General features: G+C 66.0%; 24 protein-coding genes, 2 tRNA genes and 1 other RNA gene. 12 read left to right on the plus strand and 15 right to left on the minus strand.

Features of this window, described 5'->3' with window-relative positions; translation table 11 throughout:
• Positions 1–39: 39 nt before the first annotated feature.
• Positions 40–669 carry a DUF6993 domain-containing protein gene (locus tag ACIQF4_RS06055; RefSeq protein WP_350002516.1) on the minus strand — a complete coding sequence of 210 codons (630 nt, stop codon included), beginning with the start codon at positions 667–669 and terminating at the stop codon, positions 40–42.
• Positions 670–787: 118 nt separating this feature from the next.
• Positions 788–1,351: a single-stranded DNA-binding protein gene (locus ACIQF4_RS06060; protein ID WP_350002517.1), complete on the minus strand. Its 564-nt coding sequence runs from the start codon at positions 1,349–1,351 to the stop codon at positions 788–790.
• Between the two features lie 216 nt (positions 1,352–1,567).
• Between ACIQF4_RS06060 and ACIQF4_RS06065 the strand changes: the two genes are divergently transcribed.
• Positions 1,568–1,643: transfer RNA gene (locus tag ACIQF4_RS06065), tRNA-Arg, on the plus strand.
• A gap of 119 nt (positions 1,644–1,762) precedes the next feature.
• Here ACIQF4_RS06065 and ACIQF4_RS06070 read toward each other — a convergent pair.
• Complete coding sequence (locus tag ACIQF4_RS06070) at positions 1,763–2,989, minus strand: ROK family protein (RefSeq protein WP_400514558.1); 1,227 nt, start codon at positions 2,987–2,989, stop codon at positions 1,763–1,765.
• A 128-nt stretch (positions 2,990–3,117) separates the two neighbouring features.
• Between ACIQF4_RS06070 and xylA the strand changes: the two genes are divergently transcribed.
• Positions 3,118–4,305 (plus strand): xylose isomerase, encoded by a 1,188-nt coding sequence (xylA, locus tag ACIQF4_RS06075; protein WP_400514561.1) that lies wholly within the window; start codon positions 3,118–3,120, stop codon positions 4,303–4,305.
• Between the two features lie 4 nt (positions 4,306–4,309).
• On the plus strand, positions 4,310–5,728 hold the full coding sequence (locus ACIQF4_RS06080) for a xylulokinase (RefSeq protein WP_400514563.1): 1,419 nt from the start codon (positions 4,310–4,312) through the stop codon (positions 5,726–5,728).
• A gap of 119 nt (positions 5,729–5,847) precedes the next feature.
• On the opposite strand, the gene ACIQF4_RS06085 is transcribed toward ACIQF4_RS06080, so the two are convergent.
• The 3 genes from ACIQF4_RS06085 to ACIQF4_RS06095 are packed head-to-tail and all read right to left on the minus strand — an operon-like array spanning position 5,848 to position 9,067.
• Positions 5,848–6,687, minus strand: coding sequence for a sugar phosphate isomerase/epimerase family protein (locus tag ACIQF4_RS06085; protein WP_400514565.1), 840 nt, complete (start codon positions 6,685–6,687; stop codon positions 5,848–5,850).
• Positions 6,684–7,898, minus strand: coding sequence for a dihydrodipicolinate synthase family protein (locus ACIQF4_RS06090; RefSeq protein ID WP_400514567.1), 1,215 nt, complete (start codon positions 7,896–7,898; stop codon positions 6,684–6,686). Before ACIQF4_RS06090 ends, ACIQF4_RS06085 begins: the two co-directional genes overlap by 4 nt.
• A complete protein-coding gene (locus tag ACIQF4_RS06095) occupies positions 7,898–9,067 on the minus strand; it encodes a Gfo/Idh/MocA family protein (RefSeq protein ID WP_231457809.1) in 1,170 nt (389 codons plus the stop codon). The genes ACIQF4_RS06090 and ACIQF4_RS06095 overlap by 1 nt, the downstream gene beginning before the upstream one ends.
• A 170-nt stretch (positions 9,068–9,237) precedes the next feature.
• On the opposite strand from ACIQF4_RS06095, the gene ACIQF4_RS06100 reads away from it, so the two are divergent.
• Together ACIQF4_RS06100 and ACIQF4_RS06105 are read left to right on the plus strand one after the other, a co-directional pair.
• On the plus strand, positions 9,238–10,326 hold the full coding sequence (locus ACIQF4_RS06100; protein WP_400514570.1) for a LacI family DNA-binding transcriptional regulator: 1,089 nt from the start codon (positions 9,238–9,240) through the stop codon (positions 10,324–10,326).
• Between the two features lie 2 nt (positions 10,327–10,328).
• Positions 10,329–11,102, plus strand: a complete 774-nt coding sequence (locus ACIQF4_RS06105; protein WP_400514572.1) for an alpha/beta hydrolase — start codon at positions 10,329–10,331, stop codon at positions 11,100–11,102.
• Here ACIQF4_RS06105 and ACIQF4_RS06110 read toward each other — a convergent pair.
• Positions 11,099–12,016, minus strand: a complete 918-nt coding sequence (locus tag ACIQF4_RS06110; protein ID WP_400514575.1) for an aldose 1-epimerase family protein — start codon at positions 12,014–12,016, stop codon at positions 11,099–11,101. The two genes, ACIQF4_RS06105 and ACIQF4_RS06110, sit on opposite strands and share 4 nt — an antisense overlap.
• A gap of 275 nt (positions 12,017–12,291) precedes the next feature.
• On the opposite strand from ACIQF4_RS06110, the gene ACIQF4_RS06115 reads away from it, so the two are divergent.
• Positions 12,292–12,861 (plus strand): DNA alkylation repair protein, encoded by a 570-nt coding sequence (locus ACIQF4_RS06115; RefSeq protein WP_400514577.1) that lies wholly within the window; start codon positions 12,292–12,294, stop codon positions 12,859–12,861.
• On the opposite strand, the gene mptB is transcribed toward ACIQF4_RS06115, so the two are convergent.
• Positions 12,854–14,410 (minus strand): polyprenol phosphomannose-dependent alpha 1,6 mannosyltransferase MptB, encoded by a 1,557-nt coding sequence (gene mptB / locus ACIQF4_RS06120; protein ID WP_400514579.1) that lies wholly within the window; start codon positions 14,408–14,410, stop codon positions 12,854–12,856. The genes ACIQF4_RS06115 and mptB overlap by 8 nt on opposite strands.
• A gap of 147 nt (positions 14,411–14,557) precedes the next feature.
• On the opposite strand from mptB, the gene orn reads away from it, so the two are divergent.
• From orn to def, 3 genes are all read left to right on the plus strand, one after another.
• Entirely contained in the window at positions 14,558–15,181 is a 624-nt protein-coding gene (gene orn, locus ACIQF4_RS06125) for an oligoribonuclease (protein WP_400514581.1), read from the plus strand.
• Positions 15,182–15,309: 128 nt separating this feature from the next.
• A tRNA-His gene (locus tag ACIQF4_RS06130) sits at positions 15,310–15,382 on the plus strand.
• 129 nt (positions 15,383–15,511) lie between these two features.
• On the plus strand, positions 15,512–16,084 hold the full coding sequence (gene def / locus ACIQF4_RS06135) for a peptide deformylase (protein ID WP_400514583.1): 573 nt from the start codon (positions 15,512–15,514) through the stop codon (positions 16,082–16,084).
• Between the two features lie 82 nt (positions 16,085–16,166).
• Here def and ACIQF4_RS06140 read toward each other — a convergent pair whose 3' ends face one another.
• From ACIQF4_RS06140 to rnpB, 5 genes are all read right to left on the minus strand, one after another.
• The gene (locus tag ACIQF4_RS06140) at positions 16,167–16,964 is read right to left on the minus strand and encodes an HNH endonuclease family protein (protein ID WP_400514585.1); all 798 of its coding nucleotides are present in this window, start codon (positions 16,962–16,964) and stop codon (positions 16,167–16,169) included.
• 114 nt (positions 16,965–17,078) lie between these two features.
• Positions 17,079–17,288, minus strand: coding sequence for a hypothetical protein (locus ACIQF4_RS06145; protein ID WP_231457728.1), 210 nt, complete (start codon positions 17,286–17,288; stop codon positions 17,079–17,081).
• Between the two features lie 75 nt (positions 17,289–17,363).
• Positions 17,364–18,842, minus strand: coding sequence for a glyceraldehyde-3-phosphate dehydrogenase (locus ACIQF4_RS06150; RefSeq protein ID WP_400514588.1), 1,479 nt, complete (start codon positions 18,840–18,842; stop codon positions 17,364–17,366).
• A 255-nt stretch (positions 18,843–19,097) separates the two neighbouring features.
• Positions 19,098–19,643 (minus strand): TspO/MBR family protein, encoded by a 546-nt coding sequence (locus ACIQF4_RS06155; RefSeq protein ID WP_400514590.1) that lies wholly within the window; start codon positions 19,641–19,643, stop codon positions 19,098–19,100.
• Positions 19,644–19,689: 46 nt separating this feature from the next.
• Positions 19,690–20,081: RNase P RNA component class A (rnpB, locus tag ACIQF4_RS06160), an RNA gene on the minus strand.
• A gap of 56 nt (positions 20,082–20,137) precedes the next feature.
• On the opposite strand from rnpB, the gene ACIQF4_RS06165 reads away from it, so the two are divergent.
• Positions 20,138–20,902: a YaaA family protein gene (locus tag ACIQF4_RS06165; protein WP_400514592.1), complete on the plus strand. Its 765-nt coding sequence runs from the start codon at positions 20,138–20,140 to the stop codon at positions 20,900–20,902.
• A gap of 79 nt (positions 20,903–20,981) precedes the next feature.
• Here the strand turns inward: ACIQF4_RS06165 and ACIQF4_RS06170 are convergent, their stop codons facing one another.
• Both ACIQF4_RS06170 and ACIQF4_RS06175 read right to left on the minus strand, forming a co-directional pair.
• Positions 20,982–21,719, minus strand: a complete 738-nt coding sequence (locus tag ACIQF4_RS06170) for a zinc ribbon domain-containing protein (protein WP_400514595.1) — start codon at positions 21,717–21,719, stop codon at positions 20,982–20,984.
• Between the two features lie 112 nt (positions 21,720–21,831).
• The gene (locus ACIQF4_RS06175) at positions 21,832–22,800 is read right to left on the minus strand and encodes a Nif3-like dinuclear metal center hexameric protein (protein ID WP_400514597.1); all 969 of its coding nucleotides are present in this window, start codon (positions 22,798–22,800) and stop codon (positions 21,832–21,834) included.
• 101 nt (positions 22,801–22,901) lie between these two features.
• Between ACIQF4_RS06175 and msrA the strand changes: the two genes are divergently transcribed.
• Positions 22,902–23,426 (plus strand): peptide-methionine (S)-S-oxide reductase MsrA, encoded by a 525-nt coding sequence (gene msrA, locus ACIQF4_RS06180; RefSeq protein ID WP_350002536.1) that lies wholly within the window; start codon positions 22,902–22,904, stop codon positions 23,424–23,426.
• A gap of 64 nt (positions 23,427–23,490) precedes the next feature.
• Complete coding sequence (gene cysK / locus ACIQF4_RS06185; RefSeq protein ID WP_231457723.1) at positions 23,491–24,426, plus strand: cysteine synthase A; 936 nt, start codon at positions 23,491–23,493, stop codon at positions 24,424–24,426.
• The last annotated feature ends 11 nt before the right edge of the window (positions 24,427–24,437 follow it).

Genomic DNA, 24,437 nt, shown 5'->3' on the forward strand with positions numbered 1-24,437 from the left:
GTGGGTTGGCAGGCATATCTCACATTCCGCGCGACTTGCTTAGGTGCCTACAAAGCACTTGCCGCTGGCAAGGACAGGCAGCACGGTCACCGCCACGGCTCCGTCGCGGACCTGGCCGATCACGCAGTCACCTCCTTGGAGCACTGCCGCCTCGATGGCATCTGCTTCCAGGCCGGTGGGGGTCCGGCTCTGAGAGACCTCAAGCACACCGGGTGCGATGCCCGCTCCAGTCAGCGCGTCACTTACCTGGGCAGTGGCAGGTTTGGGTGTTCCCGCCGCCAGCCGGCCCAGGGCGTCGCTGACGGTCTGGCGGACAGTTTCCGTGGCGGCAGCTTCAGCGGCAACGTTCGGGGCCCCCGCGGAGGTATCGGCCAGCGGCTCGGAGGCCTGAGGCCCGGGCGCGCCGGGGCCGGCCCCTGAATCTGCAGCGGCTGGGCCGCTGGCCTCTGGCGCTGCGAGTCCTGGCGCCGCTGATCCAGGTTGATTGACCGAAGGCGTCCCGCCCACGCAGCCTGCCAGCGATCCGGCCAGGACGGCGGCGGACAGCACAGCTAGAAAACGATGGGCCCGCCGCTGCGGTGACATCAGCACGGTTTTCCCTGAATCGGAGCGTTCAACCCGGGAGGCGCCGGCCGTGACAATCTGCCGGTGGTCGAGGGGAAGCTGCATGCAGTCATTCTGCCACGAGCCGCTGAATCTCCTTCACAACCTGGACGGGCAGGACACGGCCGGGGGGTGCCTGGTCCTGCCCGCCAAGGCGGCCATGGGAGCGACGACAACAGCTCTTCTACACTCCTGATCCGGCGAGCTCCCCCGTTTCAAGGTCCAGGGGGACCACTTCGCCGTTTGTGTCCTCGATGAAGGCAACAGCCGGATCCGCGTCGCGGTCCGGGTCTTCGTCGCTGTCTTCAGGTTCGTCCAACGGTCCGTCGGCGGCACGGTGTTCGCCCTCCGCCAGGGGAGGCGCCTGGTCCACGAGCGAGAGGATCGGCTTTACGGAGGAACGGATGAAGTTGGCCGTGCCCCATGTAAGGTCGTGACCCACGGCTTCGGCATCAATGGTGTGTGAGTAGTAAACCCGGCCATCCCTTTCCCAACTGCGGATCTTCAGCGTGCCGACCACTATGACGGGCTGTCCCTTCCTGATGCTGCAGCCTATGCTTCCCGCCAGGTGGCGATAGCCCTGGACAAGGAACCAGTTTGTGTGGCCATCCGACCAGGTGCCGGTCTCCTTGTCACGCCGCCGCGAGGTGGACCCCATCCGGAAGGAAGCGGTGGCCACTCCCCCTGGTGTTGTGGAGCTCTTGATCTCGGTGGCAACGAAGCCCCGGACCGTTATGGTGTCGCTCATCTCTACTTCCTGTCTTCAATGGTGGTGCCTCTACCAGGCAGAACCAGCATCTCCGTCGCCCTCTTCGGGGTCGAGGGCGCGGCGCATATATGTGGACAACCCGGCTAGAGCCCTGCCTGTGGAGGAAAAGTCGGCCGGCCAGCGGCGGTTGACTGTGCCGGCACTCCGGGCAATGTAAACTTTTTGAGGCGCCGGAGATCAGCTCCGGAAGGCCATGCCTCAGTAGCTCAGGGGATAGAGCAGCGGCCTTCTAATCCGCCGGTCGGGGGTTCGATTCCCTCCTGGGGCACCAAAAGGAAACACCCCGGTCCACAGACCGGGGTGTTTCGCTTTTCCCCGCTGACCTCGCTTTTACGGCGCCTTGAGGCGGCGGCGAAACGAAAATGAGTAACGCGCATCGGCGGGCGTGTTTCAGGCCTGGAGCCGGTGCGGCGCCTCCACCAGCGCGCGGACCACGCTGCCGGCCGCCCCCAGGAGTGCCCCGGCCTCCCCCACCGTGGACGTGATGACGTGCTCAGGGGAAAGTGCTCCGGGCGCGTACCTTGCCAGGCTTTCCAGGAGCGGCCCATGGAGCCACTGGTCAAGGACGGCGAAGTGCCCTCCGAGCACCACTGCGCGGACATTGACCACGCGGGATGCTGATGCCACGGCAACCCCCAGCGCCGTACCCGCACGCTGAACAGCTGTCAGCGCCGCAGGACTGCCGGCAGCCAGGGCGCCCAGCAGGTTCGCCATGCTTTCCGACCTTGACCGGCCCTTCACAGTGATTCCTGCGGCAGAAAATATCGCGTCCTGGCCGGCCACCGTCTCCAGGCACCCTGTCCCGCCGCAGGAGCAGGTGACGCCCCCCGGGTCCACCACAATATGTCCCACCTCGCCCGCGTTGCCTTCAGGACCAGTGAAAAGTTCCGAATTCAGGACCAGCCCGCCACCGACGCCCACTTCGCCCGAAACGAACAGGAAGTCCCTCCGTTGGGGGCCATGGGCAAGCTCTGCGAGCGCGGCAGCGTTGGCCTCGTTGAAGAGGGAGACTCCCAAAGGGACCCCCGGCAGCAGCCGGGCCACGTCCAGTCTGGTGTCCACCCAGCCCAGGTTGGGGGCAACGGTGACAGTCGAAATGCCGGCTTCAACAAGGCCAGGAACTGCAAGTCCTCCGCCCAGGACGTCGACCCCTTTGACGGAAGCCGCCTCCCGCACCCCCGATGCCAGCAGTGCGAGGGCGGACATCACGGCTTCGCTTGAGCTGTCACGGTTATCCCGCTCCCGGATCTCTTTCACCACCAGTTCCCCGGACAGGCTTGTCACGCCGGCAGCAATGTAGTCGACGTTGATTTCCATGCCCATGACGCCCCGCGAAGGATTCAGTTCCAGTCCCACGCCCGGCCGGCCCCGCTCCCCCTGCCTGCTCAGGCCGACCTCGCGGAGGATGCCGGCCTCCAGCAGATCCAGAACGATGCTCGAAACGGAGGCCTTAGTCAGCCCCGTGGCAGCGGCAAGCTGCGCCCGGGTGAGGTGGATTCCGGACGGTGACTGCGCCACCCTGGCCAGGACCAGGGCGAGATTGTTCCGCCGCACGTCCCCCATGTTTCCCGGCGCCCCGGCGTCGGACGGGGAAGTAGCAGATGCCGTACTCGCCATGGCGCTCTCCTTGGATTCGATGCGGGTCCGTCTCCGGCCCCTATTGACCCTAGCGTAATCACGCTTATATAGTTCAAGCGATAAACTAACTTGCCGAACCGGCGGCAAACTGACTGCAAGGACGCATCATGACTCTCACTCCGACGCCCGCTGACAAGTTCACTTTCGGTCTCTGGACCGTTGGCTGGACCGGCGCCGATCCGTTCGGCGTCGCCACCCGCGCAGCCCTGGATCCGGTGGAGGCCGTGCACCGCCTGGCCGAACTCGGCGCCTACGGCATCACCTTCCACGACAACGACCTGGTGCCCTTCGATGCCACGGTGTCGGAGCGGGAGCTGATCCTCAAGAACTTCAAGGCAGCCCTTGCCGAGACGGGGCTGAAGGTTCCGATGGTGACCACGAACCTGTTCAGCCACCCGGTGTTCAAGGACGGCGGCTTCACCTCCAACGACCGCTCCATCCGCCGCTTCGCCCTGTCCAAGGTGCTGCGCAACATGGACTCCGCGGCCGAGTTCGGCGCTGAAACCTTCGTGATGTGGGGCGGGCGTGAAGGCAGCGAGTACGACGGGTCAAAGGACCTCTCCGCAGCGCTGGACCGGATGAAGGAAGGCGTGGACACCGCCGCCGCCTACATCAAGGACAAGGGCTACAACCTGCGCATCGCCCTTGAGCCCAAGCCCAACGAGCCGCGCGGCGACATCTTCCTTCCCACCGTCGGCCACGGCCTGGCGTTCATCGCCCAGCTCGAACACGGCGACATCGTGGGCCTGAACCCCGAAACCGGACATGAGCAGATGGCCGGGCTGAACTTCACCCACGGCATCGCCCAGGCCCTGTGGGCCGGCAAGCTCTTCCACATCGACCTCAACGGCCAGCGCGGCATCAAGTACGACCAGGACCTCGTGTTCGGCCACGGCGACCTCACCAGCGCCTTCTTCACCGTGGACCTGCTCGAGAACGGCTTCCCGGGCGGCGGTCCCCGCTACGACGGCCCCCGCCACTTCGACTACAAGCCTTCCCGCACCGACGGCTACGACGGCGTCTGGGAATCCGCGAAGTCGAACATGTCCATGTACCTCCTGCTCAAGGAACGCGCCCTGGCCTTCCGCGCCGACCCCCAGGTCCAGGAAGCCCTCACCGCCTCCGGCGTCTTCGAGCTCGGCGAGCCCACCCTCGCCGCCGGCGAAACCACTGCAGACCTGCTGGGCGACGCCACCGCCTTTGAGGACTTCGACGCCGACAAGGCCGCCGAACGCTCCTTCGCGTTCGTCCGCCTTAACCAGCTCGCCATTGAGCACCTCATGGGCGCCCGCTAGAGATATGGCACTCGTAGCAGGCATCGACAGTTCCACCCAGTCCTGCAAAGTGGTGATCCGTGATGCGGACACCGGAGCAATGGTCCGCCAGGGCAGGGCCAGCCACCCTGAGGGCACCGAAGTCCACCCCGACCACTGGTGGACTGCCCTTCAGGAGGCAGTTGCGGCGGCAGGCGGGCTGGAGGAGGTGGCGGCAGTGTCCGTTGGCGGCCAGCAGCACGGCATGGTCTGCCTGGACAGCGAAGGTGGAGTCGTCAGGCCCGCGCTGCTGTGGAACGACACGCGGAGTGCCGGTGCGGCGCTGGAACTGACCACCGCCGCGGGCGCCGGCGACGCTGCCGCCGGCGCCCGCTACTGGGCAGGCGCCACGGGCACCGTTCCGGTAGCGTCGCTGACGCTGACCAAACTGCACTGGCTGGCTGCGAACGAGCCGGACAATGCGGCGAGGACAGCCGCCGTGTGCCTGCCGCACGACTGGCTGACCTGGCGGCTTCTGGGCCACGGCCCCGGCAGCGGCCCCGGAAACCTGGACGCCCTGGCAACGGACCGTTCGGACGCCTCCGGGACGGGTTACTACTCGACGGCGGAGGGCAAGTACCTGCCGGAGGTCCTGAAGGCCTCGCTCGGGCACGTTCCACACCTTCCCGATGTCCTGGGTCCGCTGGAGGTGGCCGGCAAGGCTTCCTCCGGTGCCCTCGTTGCCGCCGGGGCCGGAGATAACGCGGCGGCGGCGCTGGGCGTCGGCGCGGGCGTAGGCGATGTGGTGATGTCGCTGGGCACCTCCGGAACGGTCTTTGCCGTCTCCGGCACTCCGGCCGCCGATGCGTCCGGGCTGGTGGCCGGGTTCGCCGACGCCGCAGGGCACTACCTCCCCCTGGTGTGCACGCTGAACGCCACCCGCGTTTTTGATGCCACCGCTGCACTGCTGGACGTCAGCATCACGGAGTTCAACGACCTGGCGCTGTCCGCCGGAAGCGGTGCGGGGGGCCTGACCCTGGTGCCCTATTTCGACGGCGAGCGCACGCCGAACCTGCCGGATGCCACCGGCTCCCTGCACGGGATTACCCGCGGGAACTACACGCCTGCCAACCTGGCGCGCGCCGCCGTCGAAGGCGTCGTGTGCTCCCTGGCGGACGGGCTGGCGGCGCTGCAGGGCCAGGGGGTGGAGGCGCGGCGGATTATCCTGGTGGGCGGCGGGGCACAATCGGCTGCGGTGCAGGAGGTGGCGGCACAGCTGCTGGGGATCAACATCACCGTGCCGCGTCCCGGCGAGTACGTGGCCGACGGCGCCGCCCGCCAGGCCGCAGGGGTACTCACCGGGCACTTCCCGCAGTGGGCGCTTGACGCCGTCGACCTCCCCGCAGGCAAGGACGACGCCGGCGTGCTGGCCCGCTACCGCCGGTACGCCTCGCTGTACGCCTGACGACCCGAAACGTGAAAAGACCCGGACCGCACACGCGGTCCGGGTCTTTTTGGTGGGGCGCAGGCTCCTGCCGTGACGTTAGCAGGAGCCCGCGGTCTGGTCAGGACATCCAGAGTGGGTCAGGCGTACGGGAGGACAAGCTCCGCGTAGCGCTCCTTCACCGTGGACAGGACCGTGTTGCCGTCCGTGTCCCAGATGTCCTGGTTAAAGATTTCCACTTCGATGTCACCGGTGTACCCGGCGTCGCGCACCCAGGTGCCGATGGTGGCGAAGTCCACCACGCCGTCGCCCATGTATCCACGGGAAAGCAGCGGATCGGCGGCGATGGGCATGTTGAAGTCGCACACCTGGTAGGAAGCGATGCGGCCTTCCCGGCCGGCGCGTTCGATTTGCGCCTTCAGTTCGGGGTCCCACCAGACATGGAAGGTGTCGACGGCGACGCCCACGGTGGCGGCGTCGAACGGCGCCGCAAGGTCCAGGGCCTGGGCCAGGGTGGAGATCAGGGCGCGGTCCGCGGCGTACATAGGGTGCAGCGGCTCCAGGACCAGGCGGACCCCGTTCTCCTCTGCGAAGGGAACCAGGTCGGCCAGGCGGTCAGCGACCCGGCGGCGTGCAGCCACCACGTCCTTCTCTCCCGCAGCCAATCCGCCCACCACCAGGAACAGTTCCCGGGTGTCCAGCGCGACGGCTTCGAGGATGGCGGCCCGGTTGTCCGCCAGCGCCGCAGTCTGGCCCTCTGCGTCAGGTGCGGTGAGGAAGCCGCCCCGGCACAGTGAGGAAACCCGAAGGCCGGCGTCCTTGATCAGCCGGGCCGCCTTGTCCAGGCCGGCCTCCTCCACGCGGTCGCGCCAGGGACCGATGGCGGGGATCCCGGCGTTGACGCAGCCGTCAACCACCTGGGCGAGGGTCCACTTCTTGGTGGTGGCGCTGTTGATGGAGAGGCGTGAGAAGTCGCTCATACTCCCACTCCATTGATCCGCAGGTAGTCGGACATCCGGAACGCAGCCAGTGCCGGGTCCCGCAGCAGGCCGGCCTGGTCCGCCAGTTCGAAGGTTTTGGCCAGGTGGCAGACGGACCGTCCGGAGTGCAGGCCGCCCACCATTTGGAAGCCGGGCTGCTTGCCGTTGAGCCAGGACATAAATGCGATGCCGGTCTTGTAGTAGAACGTGGGGGCGCTGAAGATGTGCTTGCCCAGTTCGCGCGTGGAGTCCAGGATTTCGCGTGCCTTGGCGGTGTTGCCGGCGTCGTAGTTCTGCAGTGCAACCGAGGCTGCCGGGTAAATGGCTGCGAAGATCCCCAGCAGGGCGTCCGAGTGATGGGTGCCGTCGCCGTCGATCAGTTCGGGATAGTTGAAGTCGTCGCCGGTGTAGAGGCGGACGCCTTCGGGGAGGGCAGCCCGGAGGGCAACCTCGTGGCTGGCATCCAGCAGCGAGACCTTGACGCCGTCCACCTTGTCCGCGTTGTCCTTGATGAGGCCCAGGAACGTCCCGGTGGCGGTGGCAACATTGTCGGATCCCCAGTAGCCCGCGAGGGCGGGATCAAACATGGTGCCCAGCCAGTGGAGGATCACCGGCTGGTCCACTTCCTGCAGCAGGGTGGAATACACCTTCAGGTAGTCGTCAGGCCCGGTGGCAACCTTGGCAAGGGCACGCGATGCCATCAGTATGACTTTGGGACCGGCCTCGGTGATCACGGCAATCTGCTCGCGGTACGCCTCAAGCACAGCCTTGATGCCGGCTTCGCCGACCGGCAGGGAGTCGATGTCCAGCTGGTCCGTGCCGGCGCCGCAGGAAACCAGGTCCCGGACCGACTTCCCGGCTGTCGCCGCGTTTCCGGCCGCGACCACCGAGGCCGCTTCAACGCCGGTCCGCTTGATGAGCTGCTGCGTGGCTGCCCAGTCAAGGCCCATGCCCCGCTGGGCGGTGTCCATGGCGTCTGCCACACCGAGCCCGTAGGACCACAGCTCATGGCGGTAGGCCATGGTCGCGTCCCAGTCGAGCCGGGCCGGGGCTCCGGGGGTGTTGTCAGCGAGGACCTCGGGGATGACATGCGCGGCAGCGTAGGCGCGCCGGGCAGTCAGCGGGGCCGTCGGGCGGGCCCAGGAGGTGCCGCCCTGCAGCCGGTATTCGCGGGTGCCGCCGTCGTGGGAGGGAAGGATGAGCGAGGTCATTAGAGGGTGATCTCCGGGATGTCGAGGGTGCGGCGTTCATCGTTGGACTTCAGGCCGAGCTCGGCAAGCTGGACGCCGCGGGCGGCGGACAGCAGCCCGAAGCGGTGCTCGCGGCCGGCCACGACGTCGCGGAGGAACTCTTCCCACTGAAGCTTGAAGCCGTTGTCCAGCTCGGCGTTGGCGGGGACTTCCTGCCACTGGTCGCGGAAGGACTCGGTGACGGGCAGGTCCGGGTTCCAGACCGGCTTGGGGGTGTGGGCGCGCTGCTGGGCAACGCACTTGTTCAGGCCGGCGACGGCGGAGCCGTGGGTACCGTCCACCTGGAACTCCACCAGTTCATCGCGGTACACGCGCACTGCCCAGGACGAGTTGATCTGGCCGATGACTTCGTCGCCGCCCGGGGTCTCGAGCTCGAAGATGCCATAGGAGGCGTCATCCGCCGTGGCCTTGTATTCCTTGCCGGCTTCGTCCCAGCGTGCCGGGATGTGGGTGGCAGTCTTGGCATTGACGCTCTTGACCTTGCCGATGATGCCCTCAAGGACGTAGTTCCAGTGGCAGAACATGTCCGTGGTCATTCCGCCGCCGTCTTCCTTGCGGTAGTTCCACGAGGGGCGCTGCGCTGCCTGGATGTCGCCTTCGAAGACCCAATAGCCGAACTCACCGCGGATGGACAGGATGCGGCCGAAGAAGCCTTCGTCCACCAGGCGGCGGAGCTTGACCAGGCCGGGAAGGTAGAGCTTGTCATGGACGACGCCGGCCGTGACGCCGGCTTCCTTGCCGATGCGGGCCAGTTCGATGGCCTCTTCAAGGGTTTCGGCCGTGGGCTTCTCGGTGAAGATGTGCTTTCCGGCGAGCATTGCCTTCTTCAGGGTGGCTGCGCGGAGGCTGGTCATGGACGCGTCGAAGATGACATCCACGGTGGGATCGTTGATGACCGAGTCCAGGTCCGTGGTCCATTCAGCGACCTTGTGCTTTTCGGCCAGTTCGCGGATCTTGGCCTCATTGCGGCCAACCAGGATGGGTTCGACCTGGACGCGGGTGCCGTCCTCCAGGGTGAACCCGCCGGCATCGCGGATGGGCAGGATGGAACGCAGCAGGTGCTGGCGATAGCCCATCCGTCCGGTGATGCCGTTCATGGCGATGCGGATGGTTTTAGTTTCGAAGCCCATGTGTCCTCCACGGTGAGTGAGCAGTTGTACTCAAGCTGGTCTGGGAAAGCGCATTCCCGCTATGTCCATGATGCACCGTGCGGGTAACAGTTGGCAAGCGCTTTCCGGAAGAACTTCAAACTGCCATAATGTGGTGACCCCTTATTGGCCCCCGTTATCCAGGAGATCCCGTGGCTGCAAGTACCCTGACCGAGGTGGCCCGGCTGGCCGGAGTCTCCCCCGCCACCGCATCCCGGGTCTTGAACGGCTCGGCGCGCAAGCCCGGCAAGGACATTGCGGACCGGGTGCGCCAGGCGGCCGACTCCCTCGGCTACATTCCCAATGCCCAGGCCCAGGGGCTTGCGAAATCCAGCTCGGGCCTCATCGGCCTGATCGTCCACGACATTGCCGACCCCTACTTCGCCGCCATCGCCAGGGGCGTCCAGGCTGCCGCCCGGGAACAACGCAAGATGGTGCTCCTGGCCACCACCGGCGGGGCCCCCGGCGAGGAGCGCGAAGCCGTTGCAGCCTTCGCCGCCCGGCGTGCGGACTCGATCGTGATCGCGGGCTCCCGTTCCTGCAGGACCGAGGACCAGGGCGATAATGCTGAACTTGCGGCGGAGCTTGACCGGTACTGCCGCAACGGCGGCCGCGTGGCTGTGGTGGGGCACTCAGTGGTGGGCGCCACCGCTGCTGAGGGCTACCACGTGGTGGCCGTCCCCAACCAGGAGCTGGCAGGGGCCCTGGCCGGTGAACTTGCTGCCGGGTGGGACGGTGACTTCGTCATCATCGGCGGCCCTGAAGGCCTCCTGACATCCGACGACCGGGTCCGCGGCTTCCAGGAAGGCCTGGCCCGGGCAGGCCGCCCACCCGCCGAAATCCTGCGCACCGCATTCAACCGTGCGGGCGGCTATGAAGCCGGCCTCACCCTGGCAGCCAGGATCAAGGCCGGCGGGAAGGATGGTGAAGGGGCCGCGGCCCCAAAGCTGTGCATCTTCGCCGTCAACGACGTCATGGCCATCGGCGCCTCTGCTGCACTGCGCGCTGAAGGACTGCGGATACCCAGGGACGCCACGATCGCCGGCTTCGATGACATCGAGACCCTGCGGGACTTCCGCCCGGCGCTGTCCACCGTCCGGCTGCCGCTGGAGGAGATTGGCAGGCTTGCAACGCAGGCCACGGGACGCGCCACCGGCAGCAGCGATGCCGATGGGGACGAAGAGCAACCGACCGTCAGCGGTGAAGTGACGCTCCGGCGCAGCACCGAGGCGGTGGCCTAGGCATGGCGGCCGCGCTGACCGCCGTCCCCGCATTCAACTCCGCCGGACCCAAGGGTGCCGGGACGAACAGGCCAGCCATCCTGGTCCTGCCAGGCGGCGGCTATGCCCGCCAGGCGGACCACGAGGCGGAGCCGGTGGCCGAGTGGCTCGCCGCGCTGGGAATCCATGCATTCGTGCTGAGGTACCGCGTTGCACCGGACCGGCACCCCGCACCCTTGGAGGACGCCAAGGAAGCCATGCTGCACATCCGCAACGGAGCCCACGGCCTCGCCGTGGATTCGGACCGCGTGGGCGTCCTCGGATTTTCCGCAGGGGGGCACCTTGCCGCCACGCTGTCCACCGCCACGCCAACCGGAAGCACCCACCTGGACGTCCCGGAGGCCGTCCCGGCCCTAACGGTGCTGTGCTACCCCGTGGTGTCCTACACACAGTCCGTACACCAGGGCTCCGTGGACAACCTCCTCGGCAGCGCGCCGCCGTCGGACCTCCTTGCCCAACTCTCCGCCGAACAGCACGTGGGCGCAGCAACCCCTCCGGCATTCCTCTGGCACACGGCCGATGATGCCGCCGTCCCGGTCAGCCACAGCCTGGACTACGCGAGGGCACTCATGAGCGCCGGCGTTCCTGCTGAACTGCATGTCTTTCCCCGCGGGCGCCACGGCCTTGGCCTCGCGGTGGAGGAGCCCGGGCCGGACCAATGGACACAGTTGTGCGCCACCTGGCTGGACCGTGCGGGCTGGACCTCCGGACCTTCTACAGCGGACAGCCCGAACTAGGGCAGCCCGGACAAGGCCAGTGCCCTGATGGTCCAGGACGCCGCATGCGACTCCCCGGGCTTGAGGTGGAGCAGGTCGGTCCCCGAGTTGAAGGCATCCGGCGGGCAGGTCATGGGCTCCACGGCCAGTCCCAGCCGGTCCGGCCCCACGGGCTTGTCCGCGGTGTGGACCTGGACCCAGGGCCACTCGGCGCCCCACTCCAGTTCCACGCCCGTTCCCGCTGGATCCTGCACGCGGACGCGGGCCATCCCCTGCTGGTCCCGTGAGACTCCGGTGAAAGCGTGGTCGATCTTCAAGGAACCGATCCCGCGGGGGCTGCGGAAGTCGAACTCATGCCGCTCCACGCTCTTCATCCCCGTGGGGAGCAGCCTGTCCGGCGTCACCTCAAGGAATTCGGCTGCCGGCAGTTCAAGGATCCAGTCGTCCAGCTTTCCTTCCCCCGCCACCAGGTAGGGATGGGGGCAGGCGCCGTAGGGGGCGGTTGCCCGGCCAACGTTGATGGCCTCTACGGTGCTGCGCAGGCCGTCAGGACCCAGCGAATAGGTAACGGAGACCTCAAGGTCCGACGGATAGTGCGGCCCGGCTTCCACCCTGCAGGCAAGCACCACGGAGTCCGCGGCTGCCTGCTGCAACTTCCAGTCCAGTTCGGTTGCGAGCCCATGCAGGGCGGAGCCGCGCTCGGGTTCGTTGATCGCGGCTTCGAAGTCCTTGCCCGCGTAGGTGTACTTGCCGTCCGCCAGCCGGTTGGGCCAGGGCACGCAGATGACGCCCCGGTAGTCCGGGATACGCCCCTCCGAACCAAAGCCCACCACCAGGTCCCGTCCCTGGTGCCGCAGCTCGCGCAAAGCGCCCCCGCGGGTTGTCACCACCGCAGTATAGGGGCCATTGGCGATGCTGAGTTCCGTGGATGGCATGGGATTCCTCTTGGCAGCCGGTTCGTTGTTGTTAGCGCTAACCAGCCTAGCGTAAATCTTCTCCAGCGCGGATCTGCAGAACCGCCTGCCGCGGGAGCGCGGCGCCCGCTGCTGCCGCTCCCCTGCGCTGGCTAAGGTTGAATCATGAACCACGGGGAGGCCATGAATGGCCGCGTGCTCGCTGCCGTCCGCACCGGACTGCGGGAACGGGCCGATCCCGTACGGGCGGCCGGCGCGGGGGCCTACCTGAAATCCACAATTCCCTGCCTGTGCGCGTGCCCGAGGTACGGCATATCGTTTCAGCGGCGGCGGCCGGGGCTCCGTTCGACTCACCGGACCAGCTCCGGGCCACCGCCCTGGAGCTGTGGCGCGGCGCCGCTGCCAGGGAGGAGCGGTATGCCGCGATCGATCTCACCGCCAACCGCATGGTCAGCGGCGACATGGGGATGCTGCCTGTCTACGAGGAATTCATCCGCAGTGGCGCGTGGTGGGACCTTGTGGACGGCACAGTTGGACGGCTGTGCGGGCTTCTGCAGGCCAACCGCACCGAGATGACAGCAGTACTGCTTGGCTGGAGCACTGATCCTGACTTGTGGATCCGGCGGGCGGCCATCCTGTCGCAGCTCAAGGCGAAAGCTGCAACTGATGCCTCACTGCTGGCGCGCATAGTGGACGCGAACCTGGCAGACCCGGAGTTCTTTATCCGAAAGGCCATCGGCTGGGCGCTGCGCGAGTACGGCAAAACCGATCCTGCGTGGGTTGCCGCGTTTGTGGGTGCACACGCTGCCGCCATGAGTCCCCTGTCGCGGAGGGAGGCAGTCCGCCACCTGGCGCCTGTTAGATGACGGGGCGTTCGACGACGTTCTCGTGGGTCTTCCGGAACAGCCGGCGGGTGCGGGGATCCCAGAAGATCAGGTACAGGCCGAACAGCAGGCCGGTCACCGCAGCAGCCACGCGGGCCAGGGCGAGCGCAAATCCCAGGTCCTCGGTCTGCAGGTACGGGAAGACTTCCAGCTGGTCCGAGATGGCATAGATCATGAAGAAGGAAACAACAAAGTAGAGCGCCTTGACCTGCCAGTCGTTCCTGATTCCGGTGACGGCAAAGAGCGGTATCAACCACACGACGTACCAGGACTGGATCATGGGGGCAAGGAGGACCACCGCAGCAAAGGCAAGGGTGAGGCGGCGTATCAGCCGGTCATAGTCCCCACGGAAGATCTGCCAGGCGATGACGCCCACGGCCAGCAGTTTCCCGGCGTCGGACACAAACCCTGCCAGGGTGGCGCCGTCGAGCCCGAATGAGTTGGCCAGTGAGGCAACCACCATGCCGATCAGCCCCACCGGCGCATACCAGATGGAGATGCTGCCCGGCGCGGAGAGTCCGTTGATCCAGCCGAAGCCGAAACCGTTGACCATGCTCATTGCGGCCAGGATGCCCAGGCTTAGCGCCGCCGTCAGGCCCCAGAACGTGAACTTCCGGAGCCAGCCCGCGTCCTTGCCCGCCCACAGCAGACCAATGAACGGCAGGAACACGATGGTGATGGGCTTTACGGCGATGGAAAGGGTCACCAGGACAACGCCGCGGACAACCCTGTGCGTGGCGGAGTAATAGAGTCCGGCGAGCGCCAGTCCGATCATCAGTGCGTCGTTGTGGACGCTGGCGATAAAGTTCGTCAGGAACAGCGGGTTCGCGGCGGTGAGCCACAGGGCACGGTGCGGATTGACGCCGTGGAGTTCAGCGAGCTTTGGAACGTAGACAACGCACAGGACAACGCCTGCCAGCGCCACCAGGCGGAACAGCATCACGCTGGCTTCGGGCTGGACGTTGGTGGACCAGACAACCAGCTGCTCGATCCACAGGAACAGCTGGCCGTAAGGAACGGGGGCTTCGGTCCACATCTTGTCCGCGCCGAGCTGGAAGTAGTTGGACAGTGCCGAGATGCCGTTCTCGTACGGGTTGAAACCCTCCACCATCAGCCGGCCCTGCCCGATGTACGCGTAGACGTCCCGGCTGAAGAGTGGCACGCTGAACATCATGGGCAGCCCCCAAGCCACCACTGCCATCAAGGTAGCTTTGCGGGCCTCGTCGCCCCACACCCGGACCCTCTGCCCGAGCCTGAGCCAGGCCCGCACCAGGAGCATGCCTCCCACCGCCAGCAGGATGATCGAGAGCGCAACGCCGGCCGCTTCAGCACGCATCCAGATGAACAATGGCATCCTGCGGAACTCCGACACCGGAGCCAGCCAGCCCACTCCCAGGGATCCGATCAGCATGAACATGGATCCCACGAATCCGGCAAGGAGCGGGGAACGGGGATTATCCACTTCCGCACCGCCCGCTGCGGCAGTAGCGGCGGCCGCCGTCTCCCTCGTCGCAGGCACAGGCGCCGTCATCTCAGGAACGTCCAATCTTTCTCGTTTGCGGTTCCGCCTGGCGGGGAACCGGCCGGGGCGAGTCACCACGGGAGCGGCACGACCCGCCGCGTCTCCGAAATCCTAGCACCGGCCGGTGGCCGGGAGGTGAAACGGTAGGCTGGTCCGGTGCCTATATCTAACGAACGAATCGTCTGGATCGACTGTGAAATGACCGGTCTGGACATCAAGAACGATGCCCTGATCGAGGTGGCCGCCCTGGTCACCGATTCGGAACTGAACATCTTTGGCGACGGCGTCGATGTGGTCATCAAACCCGATGACGCCGCAGTGGCCCAGATGAACGACTTTGTCCGGGACATGCACACCAAATCAGGGCTCCTTAACGAGCTGCCGCATGGCAAGACGATGGCCGAGGCCGAAGCCGCCGTCATGGAGTACATCTCCAAGTGGGTCCCGGATCCGCGCAAGGCACCCCTGGGCGGCAACTCCGTGGGGACGGACCGCGTGTTCCTGTCCCGCGACATGCCCGCAGTGGTGGAGCACCTGCACTACAGGGTGATCGACGTCAGCACCATCAAGGAGCTTTCCCGCCGCTGGTTCGCCCGGGCCTACTTCCAGTCGCCGGCGAAGAAGGGCGGACACCGCGCCCTGGGGGACATCAAGGACTCCATTGACGAGCTCCGCTACTACCGCGAAGCTGTGTTCGTGCCTTCGCCCGGACCGGACAGCGCCACAGCCCAGCGGATCGCCAAGCGCATTACGGCGGCCGAAGATGCACCGGAAGCGTAATCTGCGCCACCTTTCACGGATTTTTCCGCGAAATCGGCCAAAGTGGACAAAGCACCCCTGAAGAGCAGGTAAGCTATATGAGTTGCCTTTCCAGAGGGCCGGTTCGCCGGTAAATCTGCAGGCACATGGTGGGCTTAGCTCAGTTGGCAGAGCGCCTGGTTGTGGTCCAGGAGGTCGCGGGTTCAACCCCCGTAGCTCACCCTCACGGGACGGTATGTGCAGCCGTCCGCACAGGAGGCCGCACCGGATATCCGGTGCGGCCTCCTTCTTTTTTTCACTGTTCCTGCACACTTTTCTTTGCACGAGAAACCGCCGAAGGACCACCTGAAGATGACCGTTCTGCCAATCACCATCTGGGGAGAACCCGTACTGCACCGCCGGGCTTCCGAGGTGGAAGTCTTCGACGACGAACTGCGCACCTTGATAGCGGACATGTTCGAAACGAACGACGCCGCCAACGGCGTGGGCCTCGCGGCACCCCAGGTGGGTGTGGGCAAGAGGATCTTCGTGTACAAGTACGCCAACGACGACAGCGCTCCCCCCACCGGCGTGGTGGTCAATCCCGTCCTGACCCTATCCAAGATTTCCGGTGCCGTGCCGGACCCTGACGAGGAAGAGGAAGGGTGCCTGTCCTTTCCCAGCGGCCAGTACCCGCTCAAGCGCGCGGAATGGGCCCGGGTTGAAGGGTTCGACGGGTTCGGGCAGCCGGTCAAGTTCGAGGCCACGGGCTGGTTTGCCCGCGTGATCCAGCACGAATATGACCACCTGGACGGCAAGCTGTACGTGAACCGGCTCATGGACCGGTACAAACGCAAGGCCATGAAGCTGGCGAAGAAGAACGGCTGGGGTGTTCCCGGCCTGACCTGGATGCCAGGCGTGGATCCGGACCCTTTCGGCCACTAGGCCCGACGGCGGAGCGGCCCGGGCGCCTTGGCCCGGCAGCGGCCGTGCTTGAACGGTAATGCGATCCAGCCGCGGTCACGGCTCAGCGGGCGGCAACAGTCTGTTGTCCGGGGCAGGATCCCAGGACACGCTTCATGGCGTCCTTTTCCGCTGCGGTGACCCAGAGCCCGTAGGCTGCCTTCACCGAAATCTGGCGCGCCACATAGTGGCACCGGATCGACTTGTTCTTGGGGAGCCAGGTGGCGGCGTCGCCGGCGCCCTTCTGCTGGTTTGCCGGACCGTCGGCGGCGATGAGGTTAAGGGGATCGTTGGCGAGGCTCTGCCGCTGCCCCGCCGCCAGGGCCTGGGCGCCCTTCTGCCAGGCGTCAGACAGGGCGACCACATGGTCGATCTGGACTGCCCGGCTGCTCTCGGAACCGCGGCGGAAGTCCACAAACTGTGCGGTATAGGGCTCCTGGAACGACCCCGCGGCCACCCGGCATTTGGAGCCTTCCGTCATCACCACGGCAGTGAGGTCGCGCCGCAGGATGTCGTTGCGGGTATCGCATCCGTTCCGGTCCACGTCCTGCCAGGCGGGGCCAAAGGCTTCCCGGCTGTAGTCCGATGAGGCGGCCCGTCCCTTCACGGCCAGCCCTTCCAGGGCGGCCAGGGCAGTACCTGGGGGCACCGGGTGGACAGGCTCAACGGGTTTCATCCACGCCGGGTCAAAAACAGGGGCTTCGGTGGGGCCGGAAACGGCAGGTTCCGCAAGGGCGAACTGCCCTGCGGTGAAGAACCAGAACAGGGCCGCCAGTGCAGACACTGCCGCTGCTGCCAGGATTCCCCACGCCTGCCGGGAACGCCGGCGCGCCCGTCTGTACGAGGACCAGCTCACGGTCATGCGGTTCCTGGGCTTCCGGTGTTCTCATGCACCAGAAGAGCCTAGGACACCCGCCCGGCATGCCCGCCGATATCCACAGTGTTGAGGGCGAGTGAAAGGTCACACCGGGCGGGACTACTGCTCCCGCATCACCCTTCGAAGGTCTTCCTCGGCTATTGCCAGCAGCCCTTCCAGCTGGCGCACCCGGTCCGCGCCGGCGTCGCCCGTTTTGTACGCGGCCCGGGCGCCCTCAAGCAGCCGGACCGCCTCTTTGTGGTTGGCTTTGGCGACGTCAAGGGCGTGCTCAAGGGTTGTCTCGTGCTGAAGCGTCGAATCATTTTCCATGCCACCAGTGTGGTCCCGTTTCCCGGCTGATTCCAGCACCATCAGCCGGGAAATCGGGAGCGACCCGAAGGGAGCCTAGACAGCGATGGCAGCGAGGGCTGCTGCGCTTTCCTTCGCCGGGAACGACGGCGGGTTCACGCCTGCCATTTCCTCCATGACGCGGACCACCTGGCAGCTGTAGCCGAACTCGTTGTCGTACCAGACGTACAGCACCAGGTTCTTGTCGTTCGAGATAGTGGCAAGGCCATCAACGATGCCCGCGCGCCGGGACCCGACGAAGTCGGTGGACACCACCTCGGGCGAGTCGATGTAGTCGATCTGCTTGCGCAGGTCCGAGTGCAGGGACATTTCCCGCAGGTAGTTGTTGACCTCGTCCTTGGTGGTCCCGTTCTCCAGGCTCAGGTTCAGGATGGCAAGGGACACGTCCGGGGTGGGAACGCGGATGGAACTGCCGGTCAGTTTGCCAAGCAGCTCGGGGAGCGCCTTCGCTACTGCCTTGGCGGCGCCGGTCTCCGTGATCACCATGTTCAGTGCTGCGGACCGGCCGCGGCGGTCGCCCTTGTGGAAGTTGTCGATCAGGTTCTGGTCATTGGTGAAAGAGTGGACGGTCTCCACATGCCCATGGACCACGCCGAACTTGTCGTTGATCGCCTTAAGTACAGGCGTGATGGCGTTGGTGGTGCAGGACGCTGCGGACACAATCTGGTCCGTGTCCTCGATGGTGCCCTGGTTGATGCCGTGCACGATGTTCTTCAGGTCGCCCTTGCCGGGGGCAGTCAGGAGCACCCGTGCAACACCCTTGCTCTGCAGGTGCTGGGAAAGTCCTTCGGCATCACGCCAGCGCCCGGTGTTGTCCACGACCAGGGCGTTGTTGATGCCGTAGGCGGTGTAGTCGATGGTTGCCGGGTTGTCGGAGTAGATGACCTGCACCTGGACGCCGTTGGCCGTAATGGTGTTGGCTTCCTCGTCAATCCGGATGGTGCCTTCAAAGGAACCGTGCACGGAATCGCGGCGCAGCAGGCTGGCGCGCTTGGAGAGGTCGTTGTCCGAACCCTTGCGCACGACGATGGCGCGCAGCCGCAGGCCGTGGCCGCCGCCTGCCTTTTCGATCAGGAGGCGGGCCAGCAGCCGGCCGATCCGGCCGAAGCCGTAAAGCACCACATCGGTGCTGGTGCGGTCATCGCCGCCCCGCTTGCCTACGACGTCGGCCAGTTCCGCGCGGAGGAATTCTTCCAGGGTGGCGCCGTTGCCCTCTTCCTTGAACTTCTGGTTCAGCCGTGCAATGTCGATCGCTGCCGCTCCGAGCTCCAGGGTGGCCAGGGTGTTCAGGAGCGGCGCGGTCTCCTCCAGGAGGAGTTCGTCCTTGCTCATGCGGCGCGCAAAACGGTGCGCCTTGAGGATGTTCATAGTGGACTTGTTGATCAAACTCCGGCCATGGATGCTGGTCACCACGTTGTTTTCGCGGTACAGCCGGCCGATCACCGGAATCATGGCCTCAGCGAGGGCCTCGCGGCCCATCCACGTATCAAGACAAGAATCTGACGTCTGGCTCACAGAAATACCTTCCTCGGTTCAGCCGCATACGTCCTCGTACACGGTTGTCGGCCACCACATGTTGTGCAGGGGCACCTGCGCCCACGGGGGTCGGCCCCCGGGCGCCTGGATTACGCAAAGAAAAACCGCCGGCTGCGAACGCAACTCCGGCGGAGGAACTCCTGCGTCCGGATCCATTCTAAGTTGGCTGGCCTCCGCAAAACGGCCCCAGTCGAGTGAAATCACTCACAGGGAGGTCCGCCGCGGCGGGACCTGTCAATTGTGGATGGCCGAATAGAGATTGAGGCTGGACGAAAAAACCACCCAGGACAGATAGGGAAGCATCAACAGCCCCGCGGCAGGGCTGACCGGACCGAACCGCAGGATGAGGAACGCAACAGATATCCCCAGGCCGCCAATCACCAGGAAAGCCGTCCAGAGGGCAGCGGCGCCGAACAACGGAAACAGCCCGAAGAACGCCAGCGGCCACGCGGCGTTGAGCACCAGCTGGATGAGGTAGCCCGCCAGGGTGCCTCCCGTGAGGAACCCTTTGCGCCAGACCAGCCAGGCGGCCACCGCCACCGCGACGTACAGCAGCATCCACATGCTCCTGAACATCCAGCCCGGCGGCATCCAGGGGGCCTTTACCGACACCGCAAACCAGCCGCTGGAATGCAGGATGATGGGGACCGACGCGGCGGCCCAGGCGGCCACCGAAAGCGAAAAGAATCCGGCAAGGGCAAGAGCCTGCTGACCACGTCCGGGAAGCTGCTGCGGAGCGGGAGCACCGGGGTTGTCTTGCGGGTCATCATTTGCGGGCACGGTTCAGCATCCCCAACCCATCGTCCAAGGTCAAACCGGGAAAGAATGGATGGGTTGACCGATACGCCGGGTTCTGTGCTCCCGTTCCGTTACCGGCACGGGAGTAGCGGCCATCCATCTACGAACGCCGTTGCCGGCGCCCTCCAGCGGCCTACCCGGACACTCGGGCGGGCAGCCCTCAAACGTGTCCTGTCTGGCCTTGCTCCGGGTGGGGTTTACCTAGCCTTCCCGGTCACCCGGGAAGCTGGTGGTCTCTTACACCACCGTTTCACCCTTACCTGGTTCGTGCCGCTTTCAAACCGGCGCGACCCAGGCGGTCTGTTCTCTGTGGCACTGGCCTGCGGGTTACCCCGAGTGGGCGTTACCCACCACCCTGCCCTGCGGAGCCCGGACGTTCCTCGAGCCACTTGCGTGACGCGCGGCCGCCTGGTCAACCCATCCACCCCCAGTCTACCGGCGAGCTGGGACTTTCCCGCCGCCGGTAGGATCGGACGGTGCTGATTCTGCTTCCCCCTTCCGAAGGCAAGACACCCGCCGGCAGCGGTTCCGCCGTCGACTGGCCTTCCCTGAGCTTCCCGGAGTTGAACTCCTGCCGCGCCAAAGTGCTTGAGGCGCTGGGAACGGTGAGCGCCCACGAGGATGCGCTCGCGCTGCTGGGTGTGGGGGCATCGCTGAAGGATGACGTCCGGCGCAACACCCGGCTTCATGCCGAACCGGCGGCTCCCGCCCACCGGATTTATTCGGGCGTGCTGTATGACGCCCTGGGCTACAAAACCCTCACGGCTGGGCAGCGCCGCAAGGCCAACGAGTCCGTGGTGGTGGTTTCCGCGCTCTGGGGCGCCATCCGTTTTGGCGACAGCGTGCCCGCTTACCGGCTGTCCATGGGCACATCACTGCCCGACGTCGGCCGCCTCGCCCCGTTCTGGAAGCCGCAGCTTAGCGGGGCCCTTGCCGCTGCAGTGGAAGGGCACCTGCTGGTTGATTGCCGCTCCAGCACTTACGCGGCGGCATGGGCGCCGCCGGCGGCGCAGACCGTCTCGGTCAATGTGTTTACCGACGTCAATGGAGTGCGCAAGGTGGTGAGCCACTTCGCCAAGCACACCCGGGGCGAACTGGCTAGGCATTTGCTGGTGCGGCGCGGAAAGGCCCCGGCAACGCCGTCGGAACTCCTGAAAGCGGCCCGCGAAAAGTGGGACGCTGAGCTGGTGGACGGTTCCGCCCGCAAGCCGCACGCCCTGAACATCATCCTGCCGGGCTGATTCCCCGCCCCTCCCCAACCAGGTAGCGCTAAGTGTCGTTATGAGCCGCCAAAACGACACCTAACGCTACTTACTTAAGTCAGGCCCACTCGTCGGACCGGACCAGGATGGCGCCGGAGTCCGGGCAAAAGACGATGTCGTCGGCAGCAGCGGCTTTGATTTCAGCAAGGTCGCCCGGGCTGAGCTTCATGCCCGACGCCTCGGAGGTGCCGTGGAAGAGCCTGGCGGCGCCAACCCCGCGCCTGGCCAATGTCTTTTCGTAGATCGCCAGCATGCCCGGCTCGAGGCCGGCAGCGAATTCGGTGCGCTGGGCGCGGAGACCGCTGGCTTCCGCCTCCACCGTGGCCAGGTCCGCGTCCAGTTCGGCGCGGATGGTACCGAAGGATCCCTGGATGTCGTCCACTATCCCCTGCTGCCGGGCCTGGGTGGCCCGCAGGGAATCAAGGCGCTCCATCACCTCAAGTTCAATGTCCTCCAGGTCCGAGCGCCGTTTGTTGAGCGAGGCAATGTCCTTTTGGAGGGCCACCAGGTCCTTGGACAGGCCGGTGCCGCTGTTCAGCCGGGCCTCATCCCGCTGGATGCGCGAGGCAACCTGTTCCACGTCCGCCTCGGCACGCTTGAGTTCGGCTTCGGCGTCGTGGACGGCAACTTTCGCCGCGCCCAGTTCACCGTTGGCCACGGAGAGGGCAGCTTGAAGGTCCCTGATGCGCGGATCGTTTTCCAGCGCGCGGCGGCGGTTCGCGAGCGACTTCAGTTTGGCATCCAGCCCCTGCAGCCCAAGCAACTTCAACTGTTCCGCCGGTGCTGCCTTCGCCACTGTTACCTCCGCTTGGTCCCTTCCGGCCGGAGCCGGGCGCCTGGACGGCGCTTCCTAGACTCTAGCGCCTGCCCTGCTCCCCCGCCTCGCCGCTTACCCACCGGCTCCGGGCTTAGCCCGGGGTAAGGATGAAGTCCCAGGGATCGCTGTTGGTGGTGCTGACCTGGATTTCGACGTCGTGGCCCTGGTCGGCGAGGACGTTGCCCAGCGCGGCTGCGGCAGCAGGCAGCCAGAGCCACTCGCTGGCGAAGTGCGAAACGTCGATCAGGTAGGGCCTGCCGTTCAGGGAAGCCTCCCGCGCCTCCGACGCCGGATGGTGGCGGAGGTCCGCGGTGACGTAGACATCTGCGTTGCTGGCCCGGACCTCGTTGAAGAGCGAGTCCCCCGCGCCGCCGCAGACGGCTATGCGCCGCACAAGGCCGTCCTTGTCGCCGGACACCCGCACTCCCCCTGCCACGGAAGGCAGGATGCCAAACACCCGGGCTGCGAAGTCCCCCAGGCTGATGGCCTCGGGCAGGTCCCCTACCCGGCCGATGCCCTCCTCCGGCAGGCCGTTTGCTGCCACGGTGAGCGGGGCCGCGTCCTGCAGGCCCAGGGCGTCGGCCAGGACATCGGAAACGCCGCCGACGGCGGAATCACCGTTGGTGTGGACCGTCAGGAGGGCTGTGCCGGACTCGATCAACCGGTGGACGGCACGGCCTTTGGGCGTGGTGGCAGCGACGGTGGTGACACCCTTCAGCAGCAGCGGATGGTGGGTAATCAGGAGTTCGGCGCCCCACTCCACGGCTTCTTCGATAACTTCCAGGGTGGGGTCCACGGCAAACATGACCTTCGTGACAGGAGTGGAGGGGTGTCCGGCCACCAGCCCCACCTCGTCCCAGTTCTCCGCCAGGGACTCGGGCCACAGTTCCTCCACGGCCAGGAGCATCTCGCCGAGGGTGGGCGCCTGGGGGTGCCCGGCGGCGGCGTCCTTGCCGGCCTCGTCCCTGCCGGCCGCCTCTTCGCCGGAAGGGGCCTCGCCGCCGCGAGGCCCGCCGTCGTGATTCTCGGGGCCGGTAACGTCGGTGTCCACAGGTTCCATAGTCTTAGTTTTACCCCATGGCACCGTCCGCGCCGCACGTTGACAGGCGGCGCCCGCGGCGTCCAGGGAATCATCCGGCGCCCCCAACCATTGAAGAGGTCATGAAAACTTTTGTTTTAGGCGGAGGCTGCTTCTGGTGCCTCGACGCTGTCTACCAGAAGACCAAGGGTGTCAGCGCCGTGGTGTCCGGCTACACGGGCGGCCATGACCCCAACCCCGACTATTACTCCGTGTGCAACGGCACCACCGGGCACGCCGAGGTGGTGGCTGTGACGTTCGACGAGGAGATCATCCCGGAAGAGGTGGTCCTTGACATGTTCTTTGCCCTGCACGATCCCACAACGCTGAACCGCCAGGGCTACGACGTGGGAACCCAGTACCGTTCCTCGATGTTCTACGAGACCACCGAGGAGAAGATACTGTTCGAGGAAGCGATCGACCGCAACCAGGCGCTCTGGACGCATCCGATTGTCACGGAGGTCAGCCGGCTGCCGCGCTTTCATGTGGCGGAGGACTTCCACCAGAACTACTACGCCAAGCATCCCGAGCAGGGGTACTGCCAGGTGATCATCAACCCCAAACTCGCCAAGGCCCGGAAATATTACTCTGCATGGCTTAACGCTTAGCCACCGTTACGCGGCCTCGTTAGGCTGACCTCAGTATTCACCCTTCAGAGATAGGCGTATGTACATGGCACGGATCTATGACGATGTAACCCAACTGGTCGGCGGCACTCCGCTGGTCAAGCTGAACCGGCTCAGCGAGGGGCTGGATGCCACCGTCGCCGTCAAGCTTGAGTTCTACAACCCGGCCAACAGCGTCAAGGACCGTATCGGCGTGGCAATCGTCGACGCCGCGGAGAAGTCCGGTGCCCTGAAGCCCGGCGGCACCATCGTTGAAGGCACCTCCGGGAACACCGGCATCGCCCTGGCCATGGTGGGCGCAGCCCGCGGCTACAAGGTCATCCTCACCATGCCCGAGACCATGTCCACCGAGCGCCGAGTGATGCTGCGCGCCTTCGGTGCCGAGATCGTCCTGACCCCGGGCTCCGAGGGAATGCGCGGGGCCGTGGAGAAGGCCCAGGAAATCGTGGCCAACACGGAAAACTCCATTTGGGCCCAGCAGTTCGCCAACGAGGCCAACCCCGAAATCCACCGAACCACCACGGCGGAGGAAATCTGGGCTGACACCGACGGCGCAGTGGACATCTTCGTTGCGGGCGTCGGCACCGGCGGAACCGTGACCGGCGTCGGCCAGGTCCTGAAGGAACGCAAGCCCGGCGTCCAGATCGTGGCGATCGAGCCCAAGGACTCCGCAATCCTGAACGGCGGCGCGCCCGGCCCGCACAAGATCCAGGGCATCGGAGCCAACTTCGTCCCGGAAATCCTGGACACCAACGTCTACGACGAGGTCCTGGACGCCACCCTTGAGGACTCAGTCCGCGTGGCCCGCGAACTCGGCGTCAAGGAGGGCATCCTTGGCGGCATCTCCTCCGGTGCCATCGTCTGGGGCGCCCTGGAGCTGGCGAAGCGCCCCGAAAACGCGGGCAAGCTGATCGTTGCCATTGTCTGCGACTTCGGCGAGCGTTACATCTCCACCGTGCTCTATGACGACATCCGCGGCTGATCAGGCCGCTG

It is taken from the genome of Pseudarthrobacter sp. NPDC092202 (assembly GCF_044755505.1).
Classification (GTDB): domain Bacteria; phylum Actinomycetota; class Actinomycetes; order Actinomycetales; family Micrococcaceae; genus Arthrobacter.